The sequence below is a fragment of the Candidatus Hinthialibacter antarcticus genome (assembly GCA_030765645.1).
Lineage (GTDB): Bacteria > Hinthialibacterota > Hinthialibacteria > Hinthialibacterales > Hinthialibacteraceae > Hinthialibacter > Hinthialibacter antarcticus.
This window is the reverse complement of record JAVCCE010000030.1, coordinates 1-21023: the sequence shown is the minus strand read 5'-3', so window position 1 is coordinate 21023 and position 21023 is coordinate 1. Positions and strand designations below refer to the sequence as shown.

The 21023-nt window shown below is 51.8% G+C and carries 14 protein-coding genes; 4 read left to right on the top strand and 10 right to left on the bottom strand.

Translation table 11 applies throughout. The annotated features are described in order from the left end of the window. Positions 1 to 74: 74 nt before the first annotated feature. From P9L94_07840 to P9L94_07830, 3 genes are all read right to left on the bottom strand, one after another. Positions 75 to 1187: a sulfotransferase gene (locus tag P9L94_07840; protein ID MDP8243977.1), complete on the bottom strand. Its 1113-nt coding sequence runs from the start codon at positions 1185 to 1187 to the stop codon at positions 75 to 77. A 293-nt stretch (positions 1188 to 1480) separates the two neighbouring features. Then, positions 1481 to 3244, bottom strand: a complete 1764-nt coding sequence (locus P9L94_07835; protein ID MDP8243976.1) for a sodium:solute symporter — start codon at positions 3242 to 3244, stop codon at positions 1481 to 1483. A 56-nt stretch (positions 3245 to 3300) separates the two neighbouring features. Continuing rightward, on the bottom strand, positions 3301 to 4332 hold the full coding sequence (locus P9L94_07830) for an inositol monophosphatase family protein (protein ID MDP8243975.1): 1032 nt from the start codon (positions 4330 to 4332) through the stop codon (positions 3301 to 3303). Between the two features lie 257 nt (positions 4333 to 4589). On the opposite strand from P9L94_07830, the gene galT reads away from it, so the two are divergent. Both galT and P9L94_07820 read left to right on the top strand, forming a co-directional pair. Then, on the top strand, positions 4590 to 5630 hold the full coding sequence (galT, locus tag P9L94_07825; protein MDP8243974.1) for a galactose-1-phosphate uridylyltransferase: 1041 nt from the start codon (positions 4590 to 4592) through the stop codon (positions 5628 to 5630). Positions 5631 to 5643: 13 nt separating this feature from the next. Beyond that, complete coding sequence (locus P9L94_07820; GenBank protein ID MDP8243973.1) at positions 5644 to 7056, top strand: galactokinase family protein; 1413 nt, start codon at positions 5644 to 5646, stop codon at positions 7054 to 7056. 162 nt (positions 7057 to 7218) lie between these two features. Here the strand turns inward: P9L94_07820 and P9L94_07815 are convergent, their stop codons facing one another. Continuing rightward, a complete protein-coding gene (locus P9L94_07815) occupies positions 7219 to 8592 on the bottom strand; it encodes a hypothetical protein (protein MDP8243972.1) in 1374 nt (457 codons plus the stop codon). Between the two features lie 71 nt (positions 8593 to 8663). On the opposite strand from P9L94_07815, the gene P9L94_07810 reads away from it, so the two are divergent. Both P9L94_07810 and P9L94_07805 read left to right on the top strand, forming a co-directional pair. Beyond that, the gene (locus tag P9L94_07810) at positions 8664 to 9752 is read left to right on the top strand and encodes a DUF3524 domain-containing protein (GenBank protein MDP8243971.1); all 1089 of its coding nucleotides are present in this window, start codon (positions 8664 to 8666) and stop codon (positions 9750 to 9752) included. 58 nt (positions 9753 to 9810) lie between these two features. Then, entirely contained in the window at positions 9811 to 11094 is a 1284-nt protein-coding gene (locus P9L94_07805) for a hypothetical protein (protein MDP8243970.1), read from the top strand. 8 nt (positions 11095 to 11102) lie between these two features. On the opposite strand, the gene P9L94_07800 is transcribed toward P9L94_07805, so the two are convergent. The 6 genes from P9L94_07800 to P9L94_07775 form a co-directional block, all read right to left on the bottom strand. Next, on the bottom strand, positions 11103 to 11495 hold the full coding sequence (locus P9L94_07800; GenBank protein ID MDP8243969.1) for a VOC family protein: 393 nt from the start codon (positions 11493 to 11495) through the stop codon (positions 11103 to 11105). Between the two features lie 125 nt (positions 11496 to 11620). Beyond that, positions 11621 to 13963 (bottom strand): glycoside hydrolase family 95 protein, encoded by a 2343-nt coding sequence (locus P9L94_07795; protein MDP8243968.1) that lies wholly within the window; start codon positions 13961 to 13963, stop codon positions 11621 to 11623. 405 nt (positions 13964 to 14368) lie between these two features. Next, positions 14369 to 16897 carry a CotH kinase family protein gene (locus tag P9L94_07790; protein ID MDP8243967.1) on the bottom strand — a complete coding sequence of 843 codons (2529 nt, stop codon included), beginning with the start codon at positions 16895 to 16897 and terminating at the stop codon, positions 14369 to 14371. A 156-nt stretch (positions 16898 to 17053) separates the two neighbouring features. Beyond that, positions 17054 to 18040 (bottom strand): hypothetical protein, encoded by a 987-nt coding sequence (locus P9L94_07785; protein ID MDP8243966.1) that lies wholly within the window; start codon positions 18038 to 18040, stop codon positions 17054 to 17056. 1 nt (position 18041) lies between these two features. Beyond that, the gene (locus P9L94_07780; GenBank protein MDP8243965.1) at positions 18042 to 20468 is read right to left on the bottom strand and encodes a hypothetical protein; all 2427 of its coding nucleotides are present in this window, start codon (positions 20466 to 20468) and stop codon (positions 18042 to 18044) included. Next, on the bottom strand, positions 20468 to 21023 hold a 556-nt coding region (locus P9L94_07775), incomplete at its 5' end, for a hypothetical protein (protein ID MDP8243964.1). The genes P9L94_07780 and P9L94_07775, both read right to left, overlap by 1 nt.

Genomic DNA, 21023 nt, shown 5'->3' with positions numbered 1-21023 from the left:
TCGCCCTCCCCCTGATTTATCCACATTAAAAACCCACCCAAAAACCAGAGGATTTTTTCAATTCACATGAATTATCAAATGTAAAAACTGAAATGCTCAATGTAATCTGAAAGCCGTTCGTGAGTTTCGCCTTGGTTAAGATGATATTGCTCTAGCGAATAGCGATGCGGTTGATGCTTTCGATTTTGTTGCCGGTCGGCTTCGGCCTCCAACGCCTCATCCAATGCGCCGGAATACTCCATATCAAAATAGGAATAGATAGCCTGCACGGTTTTGACCGGGTCGCGTACCAAATCGTTGTAAGCAACGTCATAAAAACGCCCTTCCCCCGCCGCCTGCCGCGCCTTCCAGCCCGATTCAAACTCAACGGCGAGATGGTCAAGACAGCGGCGCCCAATGCGTTCGGGATGAATGTCCTTCGACACGATGGCGCGGGCGGTTTCGCTGAGACTGCATAACGACGGCAGCGCTTCGAGCGGGTCGCGATGAGTCCAAACAATGCGCGCATCGGGATAAACCGAAAGCAACGCATCCAGACAAAACAAATGGCGCGGCGCTTTTAAGAGAAAGGGCTGCGGCGGGAAATTTGCGCCGTAGGTTTGCAGCATTTTTTTATGGAACACATACGAGGCGCGATGGTCGTATTGGTCGTACCATTTCACATACGTCGGAACGTCAAACACCAAGTGGTTAATGCGGTCGAGAAACCAATGGTCGAAGATGAAACAACACTCTTCGGCGCTCATCGCGTCCAACGCATGGATGGAATATAACTTCGGCGAGATTTTTCCGATCCAATAACAAAACCGCTTGGCCTCGCGAATCCGCGCATCGTCCTCAGGCGTATTCGGCGCAGGCGGCGGCGAGGGGAACAGCAGTTCCCAATAGCGCAAGGTGCGATGCGCGGGGTCGTTTGCCATGAGTTGATGCAAGTACGTCGTTCCCGTGCGGGGAAATCCTAAGATGAAAATCGGCGCCTTGATTTCAACCTGGTGGATATTCGGCTCGCGCTTCCAGTCTTGATTGATGCCGAGGAGATTTTTCAATAAACGCATGTAGTGTTGATACAAAACAAAATGGCCCTGCTGGCTGAGCCGCGCCTCACGGTGGATTGAATCAAGTAAAACCTCAAGCGGTTCGAGAAATTCGTCGCCGCCCCAATTTGATAGGCCGGTTACCGCTTCCACCTTGTCGATCAAAGCGGGCGTATGAAGAGGAGGACGTAGGCGATTAATTATACAGAAGGCCGTTTCAAGCATATAAGTGCGGAGAGTTGATTCACCGACCATTCATTGAGTTAGAGGGGGAGGGCGAGGCTCCCGCCGAGCCGCGATAACGAGAAAAGGTATCGTTTTTTTACGAGGCCCACCAGGAGGTTCGCCCTCCCCATTTTAATCTTGATTTCAACGAAGAGAGACATCCCCGACGCATTTATACTTTAACTTTGTCTTCGTACGAGACAGAGTTTCTTCTGTTAATCTCAGCCGCTGAAATAGATATACGCAATGAGAATCGCAACCATGACCATAACGGATGAAAGCACGTCGCGCCAATCCCAACTGCTGCGCGACAACGAGCGCTGGTCGTCAGTGACAGTGCCGTAGGTGAGGCCGCTGATGCGTTGTTCGTCCGGCGCGGGGGTCAGCAAACTGACGCCGATCATGGTCACCACGCAAACGAGAAAGATGAACAGGCTGTAGTATTGGAAGTACACATTGTTGATAAACCAGAAGAACGTGCCTTGGGTATAGCCGTCTTCATAGCCCGCCATTTGAAGCGACACTGGCGTATCAACCGCCAGACGAAACACGCCCAGCAAAAAGCCGATAATCAACGTCGCCAGACATCCGGCGCTGTTGGCGCGCTTCATAAACACGCCAATAAAAAAGACCACGAATATCGGCGGCGCCAGATAGCCTTGTACGCCTTGCAGGTAGTCATACAGCCCGCGCGCGCCTTGAATGACGGGCACCCACATCAGGCCGATAATGACCATGGCCGCCGTCGCGAAACGCCCGATCCAAACCAGTTTTTTCTGGGTCGCTTTCGGGTCGAACTTTGAATACAAGTCCATCGTGAACAACGTCGATGATGCGTTAAAGACGCCTGCGAGCGAACTCATCAACGCTGCGAGCAAGCCCGCGACGACGATGCCGCGTACGCCCTCCGGCAAGACGTGCTTGACCATCAACGGAAACGCCGCTTGCGACATTTCGTTATTTAATTCACCGTTGGTAAACAACACGCTCGCGAGTTCAGCGTTCTTCCCGCTTTCGGCCAGCGCAAAGCAAATCAAACCGGGAATAATGAAAATGAAGACGGGCAATAATTTTAAAAACGCCGCCGCGATGCTGCCCCGGCGCGCTTCCGATTCGTTCGGAGCGCCCAAGGCGCGCTGTACGATGTATTGGTCGGTACACCAATACCACAAACCAATGATCGGCGCACAGAACAACATGCCCAACCAGGGATAATTATTGTTGAAATACCACGCCATGCGGGTTTCTTCGCGGACAGGCTCCCAGGTGCCCTCGATTCCCGCCGGAACCAGCGGTTTCCAAAGGTTAAACATTTCCGAGCCGCATATTTCGCGCAGTTCACTCCAACCGCCTAGCGCTTTGAGTCCATACCAGGTCACTAAAAACGAACCGACGACGAGAATAACGGTTTGCAGCGCTTCGGTGTACGCGACGGCCCGCAAGCCGCCAAAGATGGTATACATCCCGGTCAGGACTATGACTAGAATCGAACCGATCCAAAAACTGTCCATCACCACAAAGCCGAGGTCGAGTTGAATCTCCGGCAACAAGGTGCGAAACACCACGCCGCCAGCGAAGATTCCCACCGCGACTTTGGTCAATACATAAGCGACCAGCGAAATGATGGAGAGAATCCAACGGGCAGGCTCGCTAAAGCGCTTCTCTAAAAATTCGGGCATGGTGAAAACTTGAGAGCGCATGTAAAACGGAACAAACACCCAGCCCAAGATCAGCAAACACCAGGCGTGCAATTCATAATGCGCCATCGCCACGCCGTCGGTCGTTCCTGAACCCGCAAGACCGACTATATGTTCAGAGCCAATGTTAGAAGCGAAAATCGAAGCGCCAACAATAAACCAACTCAGGTTGCGCCCCGCGAGAAAGTAGTCGTCGGTGGTGTCTTTGCTTTTCTTGATGACCCACCAGGCCAGCCCGAAAAGCAGCACAAAATATCCAAGTATGATTCCCCAGTCTAAGGATCCCATCACATTTCCCTTTCAATGAATAATGAACCGCTTTCCTCAATTCAAAACAATCGCAATTAAATCAAACCATATTTCTTCAAGATATTTTGTAATACTGGCTCCACTTCTTCGCGAATGGAAGCGTTTGCGTAGCCGATCCAATCCGCATCGGAAATAGTATCCATGGGCGAGTCTAATTCACCGCCGTTGACGTTGGTAATATGAATCCCCGCTTCGCTCCCGATCAGGTGGGCGCTGACATCATAGGGGTGGCAAGTCATTCCCGTCCACTCGCCCCGAGACGCGAGCGTCCGGTATAGCGCCGCCCGAATATCGGCGATAAAACGGTCGTGCCCCATCAGCAATTCATAGAGTTGCCCGCCGGACGAAATGTATTGATCGTTGAATAAGACCGCTTTGCCAGTGGGTTTTTCAGGGAGAATCACATCCACCATTTCATCTTCAATTTTCGCCAGGATTTCTTTTGCGGGTGGAAAAAAGCGGCTGATCTGGCCAAAGCCGCCGATGATGGTTTTGGCGCTGGATGGAGCGATCTTGGTTTGCGTATCTTCGTTCTTGAATAAGTTTCGGGTGACGCGATGGGCGCCGCCCCCGCGCACCGCCCAAAAGGTATCGCTCAAATAACTGCGCGAGGTCGGCAGTTCGACCATCACCGCCGCGTCAACGTCCAGCAGCGACTGAACGCCGCCGGTGTTTGGCGCCGCGCCAGCGAGATAAAACGCCGAGCGCTTGTCGTACATGATGCCGCGCGTCCCGTCGATCGGGTCCATAATGATGCGCAGCGCCGCGTCGCTCTCATTCGTCCCTTTAGGGAACACAACGCCGCCGTCTTCACCGATGCCTTCTGCAATTAACACAATGCCGCCCAGTTCAGCGGCCCGCTCTTCAAACAATGGTTCGATGATGGATTCGACATCACGGTCAATCTGAAAAATGGTGTCTTCGTCGCATTCTTCCGCAACGCTGGAGCGTTCTGCAATCGACTGATGAATCAACGAATGGCGGATGCGGTCGCGCACCCGTTCGCCCACTTCGATCAGGAATTTCACAACGGCGTCGTACTCAATTTTGTGATGTAGTTTATTCATGCAATTTTATAAAAACCCGGATGTGGAGAATGAGAAAAATACCTTTATTGCATTTACGTTAAACCAAGGTTCACATCAGCGTCAAGTTGTAATCAAAACGAAATTGCCCTTTTATTTCATATTCGCAATTTGGTTTGTCGTTTTCGCAAATCGGTGTCCAAGACGCCGAATTTCGTTTATACTTATTTTCTTGAATTCAAAAACTTCATGTATTTTTTGGTTTCGTTGAATCAATCTTGTCATTTTGTGAACGAATTATGAGCAATGAATTTTTGGGGCAATGGGAGCAGCGATGGCATCCGCTTCGTCAGGAATGGGTGGTGTATTCGGCGCACCGAAACGCCCGGCCTTGGAGCGGCGCGTTAGCCAGCGCGTCCGAACCCGTTCCTGAATACTTGCCTGATTGCTATTTGTGCCCGCGAAACAAACGCGCCAACGGCAAAGTGAACCCCGACTACAAAGGCGTCTATATATTTGACAACGACTTTCCCGTCGTTGGCGACAACGCGCCTCCTATTGATCCAGCGGCGCAATCAGGCCACCCGGCGTTATTCAAAAAAACGCGCGCGGACGGCATCGCGCGGGTGGTGTGTTATGATCCGCGCCACAACGTAACCCTGGCGGACGTTTTACCCGAACAAGCAACCAACGTATTTCTCGCCTGGCGCGAGCAGATGCAGGAATTCAAAAATAATCCAGCGGTTGAATTTGCATTAATTTTTGAGAACCACGGCGCCATGGTCGGCGTATCAAACCCCCATCCCCACTGCCAGATTTATGCGACCAATTTCACCTTCGCTTTGGTCGAACAGGAGTTGCGGGCGGCGCGGCAATTCGACGCGGAATACAACAAAAATATATTTTCAGAAATTTTATCACACGAGCTCGAATCGGGCGAACGTATCATCACTGAGAATGACAACGCGCTGTCGTTTGTTCCCTACTTCGCCCGCTATGCGTATGAAGTGATGATTTTCCCAAAAAAGCGACACGCAACGCTGGCGACGATGTCAGACGACGAGTTGCATGATCTGGCGGCTTGTTTTCAAGATTTGGTCCGGCGCTACGACGGGCTGTATGGCGTCCCCTTTCCTTATGTGATGTCGATTCTGCAAGCGCCCGTCGACCATGGCAACCACTCGCCGCATCACTTACACTTATTATTGCAGCCGCCCTTGCGCCAACCGGGTTTGCAAAAGTTTCTCGCAGGGCCAGAAATTGGCGGCGGCAACTTCATGGCGGATACCATGCCCGAAGTGAAGGCGGAAGAACTCAGGCGCGTCAAACTGGATTCATGATTGGGCCCCATCAATGAAACTCAGCAACCAGATGAAACGATTTTTCGGCCCCAACCGACAAGTGGTTTTTGCGTCCGCGCCCGGCCGCATCGACGTGATGGGCGGCATCGGCGACTATTCGGGTTCGTGCGTTTTGCAGATGCCGATCAAAGAACGCACCGGCGTCTATGTTGCGCTGAGAAACGACGGCGCGCTGCGCGTACACAGCGCATCCGCGAAACGGGCGGGACACGCTGAAACGGCGGAATGCAGCCTCAAACAGTTCCCTTCCATCAAGAAAAATTTTTACGCGCACGCGCATGATATACTCAATGGCGATGAGGAAAACTCATGGTCGGCGTATATTTTTGGCTGCGCACTGGCATTGATTCACGACGCGGACGCCCCAATCCAAGGCGCTGATTTTTGGATCGAAACCAAGGTACCCATTGGCAAAGGCATATCATCTTCCGCCGCGCTTGAGACGGCTGTGATGTCAGCGTTATGCCGCGCATTAAAAATTCAACTGCCCGGCAACCAGTTACCGGTCTTAGCGCAGCGCGTTGAAAACGAGATCGTCGGCGCGCCCTGCGGACTCATGGACCAGCTTGCCTGCTATTTTGGACGCGCAAACAAACTGCTGCCGATTTTGTGCCAGCCCGATATCGTCGGCAAACCCGTCGAGATTCCCCGCAACCTACAAATCATCGGAATCGACAGCGGCGTTCGTCATTCAGTGAACGGCAACGCCTACGGAGACGCTCGGACGGCGGCGTTCATGGGCTATTCCGTCATTGCCAATCAATTGGGCGTTTCTAAAACAAAACTGGCGCAAGCGAAAAATAAACACGATCAAAACGCACTACCGTTTCAAGGGTATTTAGCGAACATCACGCCATCGTTATTCGAAAAAGATTTTGCGTCATTGCTTCCGGTTAGCATCTCGGGCAAGAAATTCATCGAGCAGTATGGCAACACAATTGACGCCTATACCACGCCGAAAGCATCGCGCTCGTATTCCGTTCGGTCTTGCGCGCAATATCCGATCTATGAAAATCAGCGCGTCAAAATATTTCGCATGATTGCTCAGCATCTAAACCAAACCTCACTCAATAAAATTGAGCGCGAGGCTTGTTGTATGCAATTGGGCGAATTGATGATGCAATCGCACCAGGGATATAACCGATGCCGCTTGGGCAGCGACGCGACAGACGCGCTGGTCGAACGCGCCATTGAATTCGGCCCGGAGAACGGAATCTACGGCGCCAAGATAACAGGCGGCGGTTCGGGCGGGGTGGTGTGTTTCTTATGCGAGGGCCGTAAAGGCGCACAGAGCGTACGCAAAATCGCCGCGCTGCACACAGCAGACTTCCAATGCGAATCAACGGTTTTCACAGGCAGCAGCGACGGCGCCTGCTGGTCAAAACCAATAACCATTCAATCATAGAAAAACACTTTAATTACGTGTTGGCCCATCAATGCAAACTTAGGCAGAAGCAATAAATTCTGGCGTGCGTGCATCTCTCTTTGTATCTGAACGACCAGGGCAGTCCTTAACTCTTCGTTATTTCCACAAAATATCTGCGGATATATATGCTTCCAATTCGCGTCACCCAAACTGAATGACCGACTCGCCTTTGGGCAAATCAAAACAGAGCGCTAATTTCTTTTCTTGCTGAACAAAATACCCGCTCTCTAAATCCAACAGGCGCCCCTTGTTCTCAAGCGGCGCCGTTTGATTTTTGCAGACCAGCTGGGGCTGCGCGGCGTTTTCCATCTCGCATTCAATGGTGAACCCAGGGCAAGCGTAGGGCGCGTTCAAAACGATGGCGCCGTCTTTCAGCGTAATCTGCGTAAGTTCCTTCGCCGCCCAGTAGCGGGCGATCTCGCTGAGTTTCATCCATACCACGTTGTCATATTTTTCATGGACGCGACGCACAACCTCTTTGAAAATAGTGAAGCCGATTTCGTCGCCGTTATAATAAATGCCCGGCCAATGGCAAACCATAATCGCAGGCTCGCCCCGCTCGATCACATCGACCATGCGGCCTTGTTCGAGGTTTGGGGTAATGAACTTGTTGACGTTGCCCGGTACAAGGCCGTCCCAGCCGCCGAACCAGTCGCCTGTGCAACCGATGATCGAAACCACGCAGCGCGGGTCGTCGCCGTCGAGGCCTGACGCATATTCCACGCGCGGCGCCACGCTGCGCTCGTCGGTATACAGGTGGCGGAAGTAATGGGGAATCTCCGCCTGATACACGTCGCGGCACGACTCCAGGGTCGCCTGCGCCAGTTCAGGCAAGACGCGATTGCCAAAACCGCCCGGCGTAGTGATGCCTTCGCAGGGCAAATCAATGTTGTGCAAAATTTGCAACGCATACGACATATAATTGGCGAGTTCATCGACCGACTTGCCGACTGTCCAGCCAAAATTTTCCATGTACTGTTCGGTGCGCTCGGGATAAGGCCGACCCGTCTTCGTATTGATGACCCAGGTATGCGAAATCATTTCGGGGTGGATATCCCAGTTGGGCGTCATCTCTTCCTTGACGAGTTTGATGCTGTCGTCCAGTTCTTTTTTACTCCACCCCGGCAAGTCACGGTCCATCCAACCGACGCAGGCGGGATAGGGCACGATGCTGTACTTGCCTTTGACGCCGTGTTCCGAACACCAGCCGCCAAACTTTCGCACAAAGTCGTCAGGAATTTCACGCGGCAGCGAACGCCAATCTTGTTTGTAACGCTCAGGAAACGCTTCTTTAAAATGGGGAATGCCAAAATGCGCGAGATTCACCAAGCAAGTCGAGTCGTCAATGATAAAACTCAGCGGGACGCGATTGCGTGGATTCAACACGGTTACGCCTTTTGCTTTCGCTGGCCGGTCGCCCGCCTCTTGCGCCCATGCGTTTAGACTCAACAACCCTGACGCGCCCGCCATTAGTGTAGACGATGAGGTCTTCAAAAAATCACGCCGAATTTGCATATTCATTCTCCTACGGTATCATTAACCCCCATCATACAAAGAATAACGATAGCGAGTAAAGTACAATTTCAATGTCAGCAAAACAAATCCTTGCGCTCGAACCCTATTATGGCGGCTCTCACCGCGAGTGGATCGACGGTTTGATCCAACATTCCCGCCATGACATCCACTTGCTCACCCTGCCAGCCCGAAAGTGGAAATGGCGTATGCGGGGCGCGGCGATTTCACTGGCCGAAGAATTTAACGCCCAACTTGCGCACCAACACTGGGACGCCGTGCTTGCAAGCAGCATGTTAAATCTGGCGGATTTCATGGCGCTGACGCGGCGCACATTACCGCAAACGCCTGCCATATATTATCTACATGAAAATCAAATTACCTATCCGCTGCATCCCGATGAACGAATTGATTATCATTTTGCCATTACAAATTTGCTCTCGGTGCTCACAGCAGACGAGGTTGTGTTCAATTCAGAATTTAACAAACAGAGTTTCTTTGAAGGCATCCAATCCGTCTTGTCGAAAATTGCTGATGTTGCTCCCTCGGCTGAGCAACTCGAAGCCAAACAGGCCGCGTCACAAGTGATTGCGCCGCCGGTCAATTTTGATGAGCTACATGACGCGCCGGTTCGCGACGGCGGGCCGCCCGTCGTCTTATGGAACCATCGTTGGGACCGCGACAAAAAACCGGAACAGTTCGCGAAAGCCTTGAAAACGCTGCTTAAAAACGGCTGTGAATTCCGGGCCATTTTATGCGGAGAGCAGTTCCACAAAACGCCGGTCGAGTTTCTTGATCTCAAGCGCATCCTCGGTTCACGCTTGGTCCACTATGGCTACGCGCCCACGCGCCGCGACTACGCCAATCTGTTGGCCCAAAGCGACATCGTGGTCTCAACCGCAACGCAGGAATTTTTTGGGCTGAGTATTGTCGAAGCCGTCTATTCAGGCGCGTTTCCGATTCTGCCGCGCCGATTGAATTATCCAAACTTGGTCCCCCGTGAATTTCATTCTCAAACGCTCTATGACGAAGACGAAGGACTCCCCGCGTTACTAGAACGCACAATTCAACGCGCAGCGCAAAATCAATTGCCAAACTTGCGTCACACCGTCGTCCAATATGGCTGGGGCTCTCTCATTAAAAAATACGATGCGCTATTTTAAATCCCGATTGATCTATGGTATGCTTCAAGCATCACAGAACATTTGATGCGGGGAAACCATGAAAGCACAAACTCAGTCTATCTTATTTATCATCACCCTATTGCTAATGACGATCCAAACCTCCACCTCACAAGACTTTGTTCCAAACTACGACGAAAACAAGATTCCGCCCTACGAGTTGCCGGAACTGCTGGTTTGCCAAGACGGTTCCGTCGTCAAAACCGCCAAAGACTGGACCGAAAAGCGGCGCCCCGAAGTGTTTGCGCTGTTTGAAGAACACGTATTCGGCAAAACGCCCGCCAAGACGTTTCCGCTCGATTCAGATGTTGAAACCGACAACGACGCGCTTGGCGGCAAAGCGATACGCAAACAGGTCACGCTGTATCCCTTTGGTAAACAGGCGGGGTATAAAATCGAACTACTGGTGTATCTCCCCAAGAACGCCAAGGCGCCGGTTCCCGTATTCGTCGGACTCAACTTCAAAGGCAACCACACCATCAACGCCGACCCGGACATTCGCGTCAGCGACAGTTGGCTGGCGGAAATGAAGCGCAAAGGCGAAGCGCCAAATGTTGATGAGAGCCGTGGAGCCAGCAGCAGCCGCTGGGCGGTCGACGCCATACTCGACCGTGGATACGGCCTCGCGACGGTGTATTACTATGATATTGATCCCGATTATGACGACGGCTTTCAAAACGGCATTCAGCCTTACTTTTATCCGTCCAAAGATTACAAGTTAAAACCCAACGAATGGGGCAGCATCGGCGCCTGGTCGTGGGGACTCAGCCGCGTGATGGATTATTTTGAACGAGACGCGCAGATCAATGAAAAACAAGTTGCGCTGTTGGGGCACTCACGCTTGGGTAAGACCTCGCTGTGGGGCGGCGCCAGCGATGAGCGCTTCGCCCTGGTCATCTCAAATGATTCGGGCTGCGGCGGCGCGGCGTTGTCGCGGCGGCGCTTCGGCGAAACCGTCGGGCGCATCAACCGCGCGTTTCCGCATTGGTTCAATGATAATTTCAACCAATATAACGAAAACGAAGACGCGCTGCCTGTTGACCAACACATGCTGATCGCATTGATTGCGCCGCGTCCGGTGTACGTCGCCAGCGCACAAGACGACCGCTGGGCAGACCCCAAAGGCGAATTCACTTCAGCGAAATTCGCGGGCCAAGTTTATGAATTATTTGGTAAGAAAGGCGTGGGCGTTGAAGAGCAGCCGAGCGTCAATCACCCCGTCGGCGATGACATTCGCTATCATATCCGCACAGGCAAGCACGACGTGACCGATTATGACTGGCAGCAGTATTTGAATTTCGCCGACCGCCATTTCGGCAAATAGAATAGGCCTTAAAGCCACTCGACGAGTTCTATTATATTGTTGTCTGGGTCGGCGAAGTAAAGCCATTTTACTTTGCCGGGAATTTCAAGCGGGCCTTTAGCGACGGCGATCTCTTTTTCTTCAAGAACGCTTAGCCACTCGCTCAGGTCATCAACTTGAATTGCAACATGCGGGCAAAACAAATCATTGATCGCCGGAGGCGTCGCAGCCTCCGGCGTTTTTAATGATTGCAGCAGTTCTAAATTCCCGCCCTCGAGTTCGAGAAACGCGAACGCTTCGCCATGCTCTTCATCGACCTGTTGAAACATCAGTTTCAATCCCAGTTTTTCCACGTAAAACGCAACCGAGGCGTCGAGGTCGCTCACAGGGAATGCAACATGGTCAAGTTTTAATTTCTGCATGGCGGTTTCCTCTCAATTTGCGTTTTATAGTGGTTGCCAGAATTATGTGCGGATTGAGTTTCCGTAACTGTATCTATCGCTGGGCCCTACGGGCGCGCTTACCGCACGTATTTTTGACAAACGCTCTAGCCTTGCGACAAATCGTTACCGAATGTCACCGACTCGCCTTTTTTCAATTCAACGGGAACCACCTTGTCTTGATAACGGACTTTGCCTGACGCGTTGACCCGCGCCGTTAACTTGGCAGATTTCAAAACGCCGTCGCTCCAATCGAGATCGACATAAAACCCGCCGCGCGCGCACAGCCCTTTGATTGAACCGCTGGCGAGCGCGCCAGGCAACGCAGGCAACAGGTGAATCTCTCCCGTATGGCTTTGCAACAGCATTTCGGTGATGCCGGAGATACCGCCAAAGTTGCCGTCGATCTGGAACGGTGGATGAGTATCAAACATGTTCGGCAACGTGCTTTTGGTGAACAGCTCTGAAAGCATTTTGAATGAATGGTCGCCGTCATGCAGCCGCGCCCAGAAATTCACTTTCCACGCCTTGCTCCAACCGGTGCCGCCGTCTCCGCGATGCGAAAGCGTTACCTTGCAGGCCTCGGCGAATTTCGGCGTTTGCAGCGGCGTGATTTCGTTGCCGGGGTGTAAGGCCCACAGGTGCGACACATGGCGGTGTTCGTCTTTGGGATTGTCCTTGTCTTCCAGCCATTCCTGTAACTGCCCATATTGGCCGATCTGGTTCGGCGCGATTTTTTCTTTGATGGATTTCCATGTATTGCGCAAGTATTCATCCGTCCCCAGAATCTCGCTAGCGCGAATGCAATTGCCCAGCAGGTTGCGAATAATCTGGTGGTCCATCGACGGCCCCGCGACCAGCCCACCGTTTTCAGGCGAGTTAGACGGCGTACTAATCAGCCAGCCGGTTTTGGGGTCTTCAATCAAAAAGTCGACAAAGAACAGCGCCGCGCCGCGCATGATGGGGTAGGCGCGATTGCGCAAAAATTCTGCATCGCGGGTAAACTCATAACGCCACCATAAATGTTGGCTTAACCAAGCGCCGCCCGTCATCCAGATGCCGTGATTGGAAGCGTTGATCGGCGCCGCGCCCCGCCAAACGTCAGAGTTGTGATGCAACACCCAACCGCGGGCGCCGTAATGTTCGCGCGCAACAGCGCCGCCGGTGTAGACGAGGTCTTCCAGCATTGAAAACAACGGTTCGTGGCATTCCGAAAGGTTGCACATTTCGGCGGGCCAGTAGTTCATTTCGGTATTGATATTGACCGTCCACTTGCTGTCCCAAGGCGGATTTAACTCCTGGTTCCAGATGCCCTGTAAGGTCGCGGGTTGGCTGCCGGGACGCGAGCAACTGATGAGCAAATAACGTCCATACTGATAATAAAGCGAGACCAACTGCGGGTCGGCTTGTTCGCTAAATTGCTTTATGCGCTCGTTGGTCGGCTGTTTGGCTGCATCCGTCTCGCCGAGATCAATTGAAAGGCGGTTGAACAGGTTTTGATAATCAGCGACATGGGCTTGCTTTAAATCATCAAATGACTTCTCCGCGACAGGACGCATATACTCATCGCACAGGCGGGAGGGATTGGCGCCAATGTCACGATAGTTTTTATAACTGGTCGCGGCGCAGAGTTTTAAAATTACTTCCGACGCGCCGACCACATCAATGCCTTCATCTGTGATCGCAAGGTTTCCGTCTTTTACTTCGATGCGCAACTGTGATTCAAAGCGCAAGCAACTTGGTTTATAGGATTTTGTCGGGGGATGGTCGTAGCCGTCCAGCCGACCAGTCAATACGACTAATCCCGCGCCGTCTTGAATGGTGTTCAAAACATCGACGTAAGGATGCGGCGTAGATTGGGCCATTGAACAATCAATGGCATTTGGCTGATCAGCCGAGAGCCGAATAACAATGGCCTGATCGGGAAAACTCGAAAATACTTCGCGCTTGTATGTCACATCGCCCACTTTATAGGTGGTGGTTGCGACTGCTGTGTTTAAATCGAGTTCGCGCTCATAATTTTCGACGGATTGGTGTTTAGGAAATGTAAGATTGACATCGCCGAACGGTTGATAAGCCTCTTGATTAAGCGGCAGGCTCATCATGTCGTTGGCGACTTCTTGCGCCTCGCGTTGTTTTCCTTCAAACAACAACTGGCGCACTTTCGGCAGTGTCTCCAACGCTTTTGGATTGATATAATCGCGGGGAACGCCTTTCCATAGCGTGTCTTCATTAAACTGAATGCGTTCTTGCTCCACGCCGCCGAAAACCATTGCGCCCAGGCGTCCATTGCCGACGGGCAAGGCCTCCACCCATTCTTTTGCGGGTTGTTCATACCAGAGCCGCATGTTTGACTGCCCGGCAGTCACAATATTCATCGTGCAAGCGATGGCAGAAATAACGAGCAGCGCTCGCGTTAAAGCATAAAATTTTTGTCCAGTATTTTTCATTTCCTTCTCCAATTCGATCAAAACTCACTCAATTGAATACAGCCGTTCAACTATACAAGATTACTCCATATAACGGCAACCGGCCCGGCATCTATGACGCCGGACCGGTCGGGGTGTCGGTCCATTTCGGTTTTATTAATAGAGGTTCATCCGGTAAGTGAGTACCTACCTTGATGGATGGCCATTTTTTGGATTCAGAAACGGGCTCCGGCATTTCAAAAATTGACAAACCAATCAGGTATGGGTGGAACTCTGGGAGCGCCTGTGCATAAGGGCGTGAAAGCCCGCACTGAAGCAAGCAGAGTTGTACTCATGCCTGATACAGCGAAAGATCAAGAATTCACGAAAAAGCGTTAAAAAAACGCAATTCAATTTGTGATAAAGCACCCAAATACGGGAAGAACCTTAATAGATATCCCAGTTCTGAATCGGCGTTCCTAATTCACCAACCAGATAGTCGCGGCGCAATTGGACAAAGTCTAAGATCGTTTGAGTTGAGTCATTGATCTGCTCGCGGCGCTCATTGCGCGAATCGCCGATATGACTTTCAAGCAAGTCTAAATCTTCGAGCAAATAGTCTCTGACTTCGTTAATTTTGGTCCCCATGAATTCTTCGGTGAACGTATGGGTCAATTCATACTGTAAGCGGTTTCGATAGGCTTCATCATAAGTAGCGTCCCGATGGACCCATCCGGTAATCGGGCCTGGCTCGCGCCCGGCGTGTTGGGCACTGCCGTTTAAGGGAAACTCAACCGGCATACGGACAAACATCGAATTGCTGTCGGTAAATCCCCAGGCTTTATCTAAATCCCAAGGGATCATCTGCCACTTCTGCGTATCCGGGTCGAGATACATCCAGTGATTGTTGTGGAAACCGTCCCAGTTGCTTGTGAGGACAGAGGCGACGCTATAGCTCAAAAATTCTTCTTCCACCAGATTGGCTTCAATCGCGGCCCGCAAATCGTCGTCATTACGTTGGCGAATTGCCCGCTCCAGCGCATCAATCGCATCCGTACCGTTTTCTTTGTTGGTATGCGGCTCCCACTTTGGGTTAACGTAATTTCGCTTGAATAGGTCCGCATTAGGATTTAAGCCGTTCATTTCTAAAAAGCGCTCGTTGATTTGCTGAAACACTACCTGTTGGGTATGTTCACCGCTAGTGATAACACGATGCCATTCAGCTCTCGGCGCAGGCACGCCGAAGCGCTTGAAAAACCAATAGCCCAGATGTTCACGGTGCGGCGAACTAGAACCCGCTGTTGTTCCGCCGGTTGGCCGCTCCGGCATCATGTTGAGCGTACGGTCGTTGCGGTATTCTTCGCCCTTCAGGAATTTCAACTTCGTCCCGCCGCGTGATGGATAAACCAGTGCGCCGTCAAATACCAAGGGAGAAACAGCGTCCGTCGGTAGAATTACCATACCAGTGACGGAGCGTTCAAATTCAGTCAACTGCGAAACCGAGGCGTGATAGGGCCAGAGAATCGGCAGTTTTGATTCTACTTCACCGTCATAAACAAAGTAGGATTCAAATGGTCGAAGCGTGGTGATATGCGGCAGGATCAAAGACGAGCCATCGCTTAAAGAAAGCGCGGCGTTAAACCGCACCAACGATTGCGATAAATTCGGCGGGATGACAGCCTCATAAATCGCGACATCGTCGCTCGTACTAATCTTGTTCATTTCAATGCGATGACTTCCCTCGTCGGAGCCTTCGCGGCGCTCGCCTTCAAGCAAGAAGACGGCAATCAAGAAAGACGTTAGATTCAACCGCCGCGCAAGACCGACTACGGCGATTGTGTTTTCGCCCTCAACCAAAACTTCATTGGCATTTTCGATGGTAATGAGAGATGGATTGTTTGCATTATTCACTCTTGACGAGGTAGAAGCGAATTGAACCTCACCCGCAATATTATCGCGGGCGACCTCCGTCCCATTGATGTAACAGACAAAACCGCCGCTGTAGAACGTATAGAGTAGAAGCGTTTCTAATTCATCCACATCCTGCACATTGAATGCCCGACGGATATACACCGTAGTATATGAATCCCGCATGTCGTCCAATTGCGTACTGACAAAATCGACGTTGCCATAACCATAGCCGCCGTTACTGGCGCGCCATTGAGAATCGTCAAATTCTGGTTGCGTCCATTCCAAACCAGGCGAAGGGTCGCTCGTTCCCTTAAAATATCGAAACCGATCAAAACCTTGCACTAAAAATTCTGGTTGGTTCGGGTTTGAGCCAGAAGACCTTTGGTTGGCGACCTCCCACTGCAACGTCGCGGAATCAATTGTGTCAGCGGCGTCGATGTGAAGCTGAACCGCAACCGCATCCCCAGAAGTCGGATGCGCGGGGAATGTCTGGTGACCAATAATCATTGGACGAGGCAATACATTGGCGACGGTATTGATTTCACCCGGCGTACCGTCGGTCTGAAGCGAAGCCCGCCAACTGTGAAAGTCTGCGGAAGGCAGGTCCCATTGAATGCGTTCTAACGAAGAACCATAGCCGTCTGAAGTTCTCGGCCAGGGCGGGCCATCATGGTACTCAAAATTCTCGACAATCGTACCATCCGGTCGCTCCAAGCGAATGCGCTCGCCGCTATTTGAAAGTTGCCCTTCATACGGCCCCAAGTCAGGCGAGTATCTGCCGCGCCAAGACCGGTCTGCCGGATCGCGCGCTAATACAATGTATTCATTCGCACCCATTATCGTCCCATCGGGAAACACATAGGTGATTCCATTGGTAAACTGATAGCCGGATAGATCAATGAGCGTTGACTGCGGGTTATACAATTCAATAAATTCTTGCAACGACCCGGCTTCAAAACCCGGTTCCGCAGGATTGTAATGAATTTCGTTGATAACCACGTCGGCGTTTGCTGAAGTTAGAAACAGCGACAATAAAACAAGAAAATAAGTAATTTTTCGGTTCATTCTTCATCTCCCCAATGAATAGGCGCACTCTCTATATACGGCTGTTAGACAAAAAAGATTCATCCAAAAAGAACAAATCGCTTGATCTCTTTTAAAAATATAACACATACATGCTATCTGCGCCTGGATCGGTCGACAAAAATTTAATCACTAAATTTAATTGGAGGGTTTATATTGGCGTATCTGACGGTTGATTGTCGCTGCGTGGATGAATAGCTGTTCGAGCTTCGCGTAATAGGCCTCTGCGCCATACGCCTCTTTTTGAGATTTTAATGCAAAAATTTCAGCCATTGTTGCCTGATAGTTTTGGACCCATTCATTCGGCGCGTCATCTGGGAAGGAAAATTCTTTCAGAAAACGCGTCGCCGCCACATTGCCGTCTTGATCTCGAGAATCAAGCGCTTCAATTGGCAAGCGCGACCCGAGTTGGTCTCCATTGTCGTCAAGCAGCGAATGCTCAGTTGCAATAAGCCCTTCGGAGTCATACCACGCCTGGGTGAGTTCTGACGCGCGGGACGCGGCTTCAAGAAAAGAAATTCGCTCATCAAAATTGCGGTCAGCGCCGCCGCTTTCGATTCCTTCCAGAAAAAAGCGCATATACCCGGTCGCGTTTTTTTCGCTGACGCTTTTCGTCGCAGTGCAAATGATTCGCCCCGGCCCGCTGAGCGCATTGATAAAACCCGCGCTGCTGGATGACGCATTGAGTACCACAAGATGTTGCGCATTGATTTCGCGCAGCCATTCATTAAGTTGCTCCGCCGTCAGGTCCATTCCAGGGACATGAAACTTCGCCTGCTGCGCAAAAAAACTTCCGTGACCGATCAGAAAAATCCAAACCGCCTCCCTCTTCATTTGCGGCGCCGCTAATTTCTGAATTTCACGTTCAATATTGATTAAGTTGGATATAGCGCCCGGGTCTTCAGGGCGCTCCGTCAGAAGCGCGACTTGGTCTGGTTCAAAACCAAATTGTTCAACGAAGGCGCTTTGAAGCCGCTTGCCCCAGTCTGCGAAGCGTTCTTCGAATTCCGCCTCGCCGCCGCTGCCGCAAATAATCAACGCCGCCTGATTAGCATCAGCATGATCAATCAAACAAATAAAAATCAAACTGATATGAAAGGCATACGTTGCAATTCGCTTCATCATCTTACGCCTCCCCGCGCGTACGGCGCAGATACCATTCCGCGCACAGCAACCCAACCAGCAATAAGTAAAACAGCGGGTTGTGCCATAAATGCAGCCGGACCCACTCGGATTTTTCTTGATTGATGAATGGAATTTTCTTTGGGATTTCAGCCAGTTGATTTAACGTCAACAACTCGCCGCCCGTCTGGTCAGCGACCAATTGCAACGTAGACGGATCATATTTTGCATTTTGGAATTCGCTTAAATCCGGCTCGACCAGAAAGGCATACTCGCGGTTTCCGATATCGTCGGGTTCTTCCGCCGAGGCTTCGATCAACAAGCGGTACATGCCGACCTCAGTCGGCGTAAACTCGCCTTGATACACACCCATCTCATCCAGCGATTCTTCAACGCCGAGAACATATTCTTGCCCCGACGGCGCCGTTATTGTCATATCCGTCTGTGCGCCTTCTCGCGCGTCAAACTGTTCATCGCGCACCAATGCGTCCAACACAATCGGCGTCTCGACCGGATACGCGCTTTCGACCGATACCAGCGCAATCGGCTGCGGAACATTGGAGACCAGATTACGGACAATCTGCCGCCACAGTTGTTCATGCGAGTCGTCCTCCAAGTCGGCTTTCATTTGCCAGGGCCAGGTTTCGGGCGACGACAAGACCGCGCTTTTACCGGCGCCGTAGCGTTGCACCGCGTAGAACGGCGCTTGCCGGGCGCCATCCGCCGACGCTTGGACTTGCGCCATCACCACCGCGCCCGCCCGCGTCAATTGAAATGGATGATATCGAAACAACGCGGGCATTTCACTCCACCGCAATTGGTTCATATCTTTATCGGGGTCGAGCGTCCACGCGCCGGACACAAACCCTTCGGTGGTGGCTTCAACCGAAAATCGCTCCTGGTCTCTGACACTGTCACCGCGAATTTGCGTCGCCAAAACGGGCAGCATCGGTTCGATGAGGCTGCTGGCGAGTTTGTCATCACGAAATATATTTTCGCCGCCGATCAACAGAAATGCGCCGCCGCGCTTATCGACGAATTCACGGGTCAATTCAAGCCGCTCTAAACTCAGGTCGCCCAAATCGGCTTCGTTCCAGATGACCAGATCATACGCAAATAGTTCTTTCGCCTCGCGCGGATACCCGTTCGTCAATTCATCTTTGCTGACGCCCAAACGCAAAAAGATGGGTTCGTCATAGCGCCCGTACTTGTCCTGGTCTTGATCGAAACCGTCAAACAATGGGTTGGTGGTCGTTGTGCGCGCGCCGCGAAAAACAAACTGGCGCTCGGCTTTTGAGATTAAAATCAAACTGGCGGTTTTGAGTTGTTCGTCTTCAAGCAACGCCCGGCGCACAAATTTATGCTGCCAGTTGGGGCGCCCGCTATAAAACAAAATTTTGTATTCCGTCTTGCGGTTATCAATCACAAACGAGCGCGCGTTATTTTGAATAATGGTCTCATCAGAACGTATAGAATTCTCTTCGCCGGGCGGCGCATCAACCGTTTGTCCTTCAATCGAAATCCGGGTTTGATATTCAACCCAATCCTTTTTTTGCGGCGTAAAGTCAATTGCAATCTGGTTTGATTGCAATGCCGTTTCAATATCAACCGTCTTTGTCTGGATCACCCGCCCGTCTTCCAACAACTCAAGCAGGAGCGTTTCGCCGTCGAGGCCTTCTGTTTGAATATCCACCGCAAGACTGACCGGGCTGTTGTCAAAATGGGTCCGATTCACGCTGAGCGAACGGATGCGGGCGTCTTTCCATTCGGCGTCTTCGCCAACACCGACCGCATAGACCGGCGCAGAAATCCGGCTCGCCGCGTCCTCAAGACCAAGCGGGCCGTCCGCGTTCTGAGCGCCGTCGGAAAACAAGACAACGGCGGCAATGTTTGCGGCCTGATTTTCCTGCTGCGTTCGCGTCAGGGCTTGCGCCAGATCGCTCTGCGGTTGCTCAAAGCGGTTCTGGCTAACGTCGCCGACTGCGTCAATCGAAGCGCCGAACCGATATTTGGCGACGTTAAAACGCTGCTTGAGCTGCTCTTCGAAATGTTCTTTTTCTTGAGCATAACGCTGCGTCAGGCGGGCGGCGCGAGACGCCCCATCCATATCGCGCACTTGCATACTTTTGGAGTCGTCAAATAACAAAACCACCGTTTGTTCGCCCGGCTGGATGCGCTGTCCGACGATGCAGGGATCCATCAGTAAAAATAATATCAGCAGGACGGAAGCCGTCCTTAGCCCGACCAATGTATAGCGAAGCGAATTGGATTGACGCTGTAATTGGGGCCAATAGAAAAAAGACGCCAGCGCGCCGCACGCAATCAATATGACCAACGCCCATCCAAATCCGAATGGAAACGATAAGTCAAATTGCAGCGAATCCAGCCCCTGGCTGCGGCCTCCGCTGAGCCATTCAAAGAATTCTTGCATTACTCTCCATCCGCCGATTCTGATTCACTCAAGGCTTTAAAATACTCTGACACTTTTTTCTGATATTGCAGCGGAACATCGCCTTCATCCGTCAACGCAAATTCCTTTTGCTTCAGCAAGCGTTGAATTTCGCTTTCTAATCGTTGTGCGGTTTCAACCAGCGGCTCGGCGACGTTCTCCAGATACATTTCATAAATAGGCGCGCGCTCGCCATACTCTCCGCTGCGGCGAAACTCTTGGGCTTGTTCGCGCACCCGCGTTAGCGGCTCCCGAAACGGACTATCGCCGGGCAGAAACTGCTCGGCGTTGCGCAACGTATCTAATTCGCCGCCTTCGCCGTCGAGGAAACGCTGCATCCCTTCACGGGTTCGAATGTCGCCGGGAACCTGCGCGAACGAACGGTTGCCGCCGGGGCTGCCCCCGCCGCCGAATTGCTGTCCTTGCTGTCCTTGCTGTCCTTGCTGTCCTTGCTGTCCTTGCTGTCCTTGCTGTCCTTGCTGTCCTTGCTGTCCTTGCTGTCCTTGCTGTCCTTGCTGTCCTTGCTGTCCTTGCTGT

Coding starts and splice junctions, on each gene's coding strand:
- P9L94_07835 (MDP8243976.1), bottom strand. CDS start 3,244: ATGGGATCCTTAGACTGGGGAATCATACTTGGATATTTTGTGCTGCTT.
- P9L94_07830 (MDP8243975.1), bottom strand. CDS start 4,332: ATGAATAAACTACATCACAAAATTGAGTACGACGCCGTTGTGAAATTC.
- galT (MDP8243974.1), top strand. CDS start 4,590: ATGAGCAATGAATTTTTGGGGCAATGGGAGCAGCGATGGCATCCGCTT.
- P9L94_07820 (MDP8243973.1), top strand. CDS start 5,644: ATGAAACTCAGCAACCAGATGAAACGATTTTTCGGCCCCAACCGACAA.
- P9L94_07815 (MDP8243972.1), bottom strand. CDS start 8,592: ATGCAAATTCGGCGTGATTTTTTGAAGACCTCATCGTCTACACTAATG.
- P9L94_07810 (MDP8243971.1), top strand. CDS start 8,664: ATGTCAGCAAAACAAATCCTTGCGCTCGAACCCTATTATGGCGGCTCT.
- P9L94_07805 (MDP8243970.1), top strand. CDS start 9,811: ATGAAAGCACAAACTCAGTCTATCTTATTTATCATCACCCTATTGCTA.
- P9L94_07800 (MDP8243969.1), bottom strand. CDS start 11,495: ATGCAGAAATTAAAACTTGACCATGTTGCATTCCCTGTGAGCGACCTC.
- P9L94_07795 (MDP8243968.1), bottom strand. CDS start 13,963: ATGAAAAATACTGGACAAAAATTTTATGCTTTAACGCGAGCGCTGCTC.
- P9L94_07790 (MDP8243967.1), bottom strand. CDS start 16,897: ATGAACCGAAAAATTACTTATTTTCTTGTTTTATTGTCGCTGTTTCTA.
- P9L94_07785 (MDP8243966.1), bottom strand. CDS start 18,040: ATGATGAAGCGAATTGCAACGTATGCCTTTCATATCAGTTTGATTTTT.
- P9L94_07780 (MDP8243965.1), bottom strand. CDS start 20,468: ATGCAAGAATTCTTTGAATGGCTCAGCGGAGGCCGCAGCCAGGGGCTG.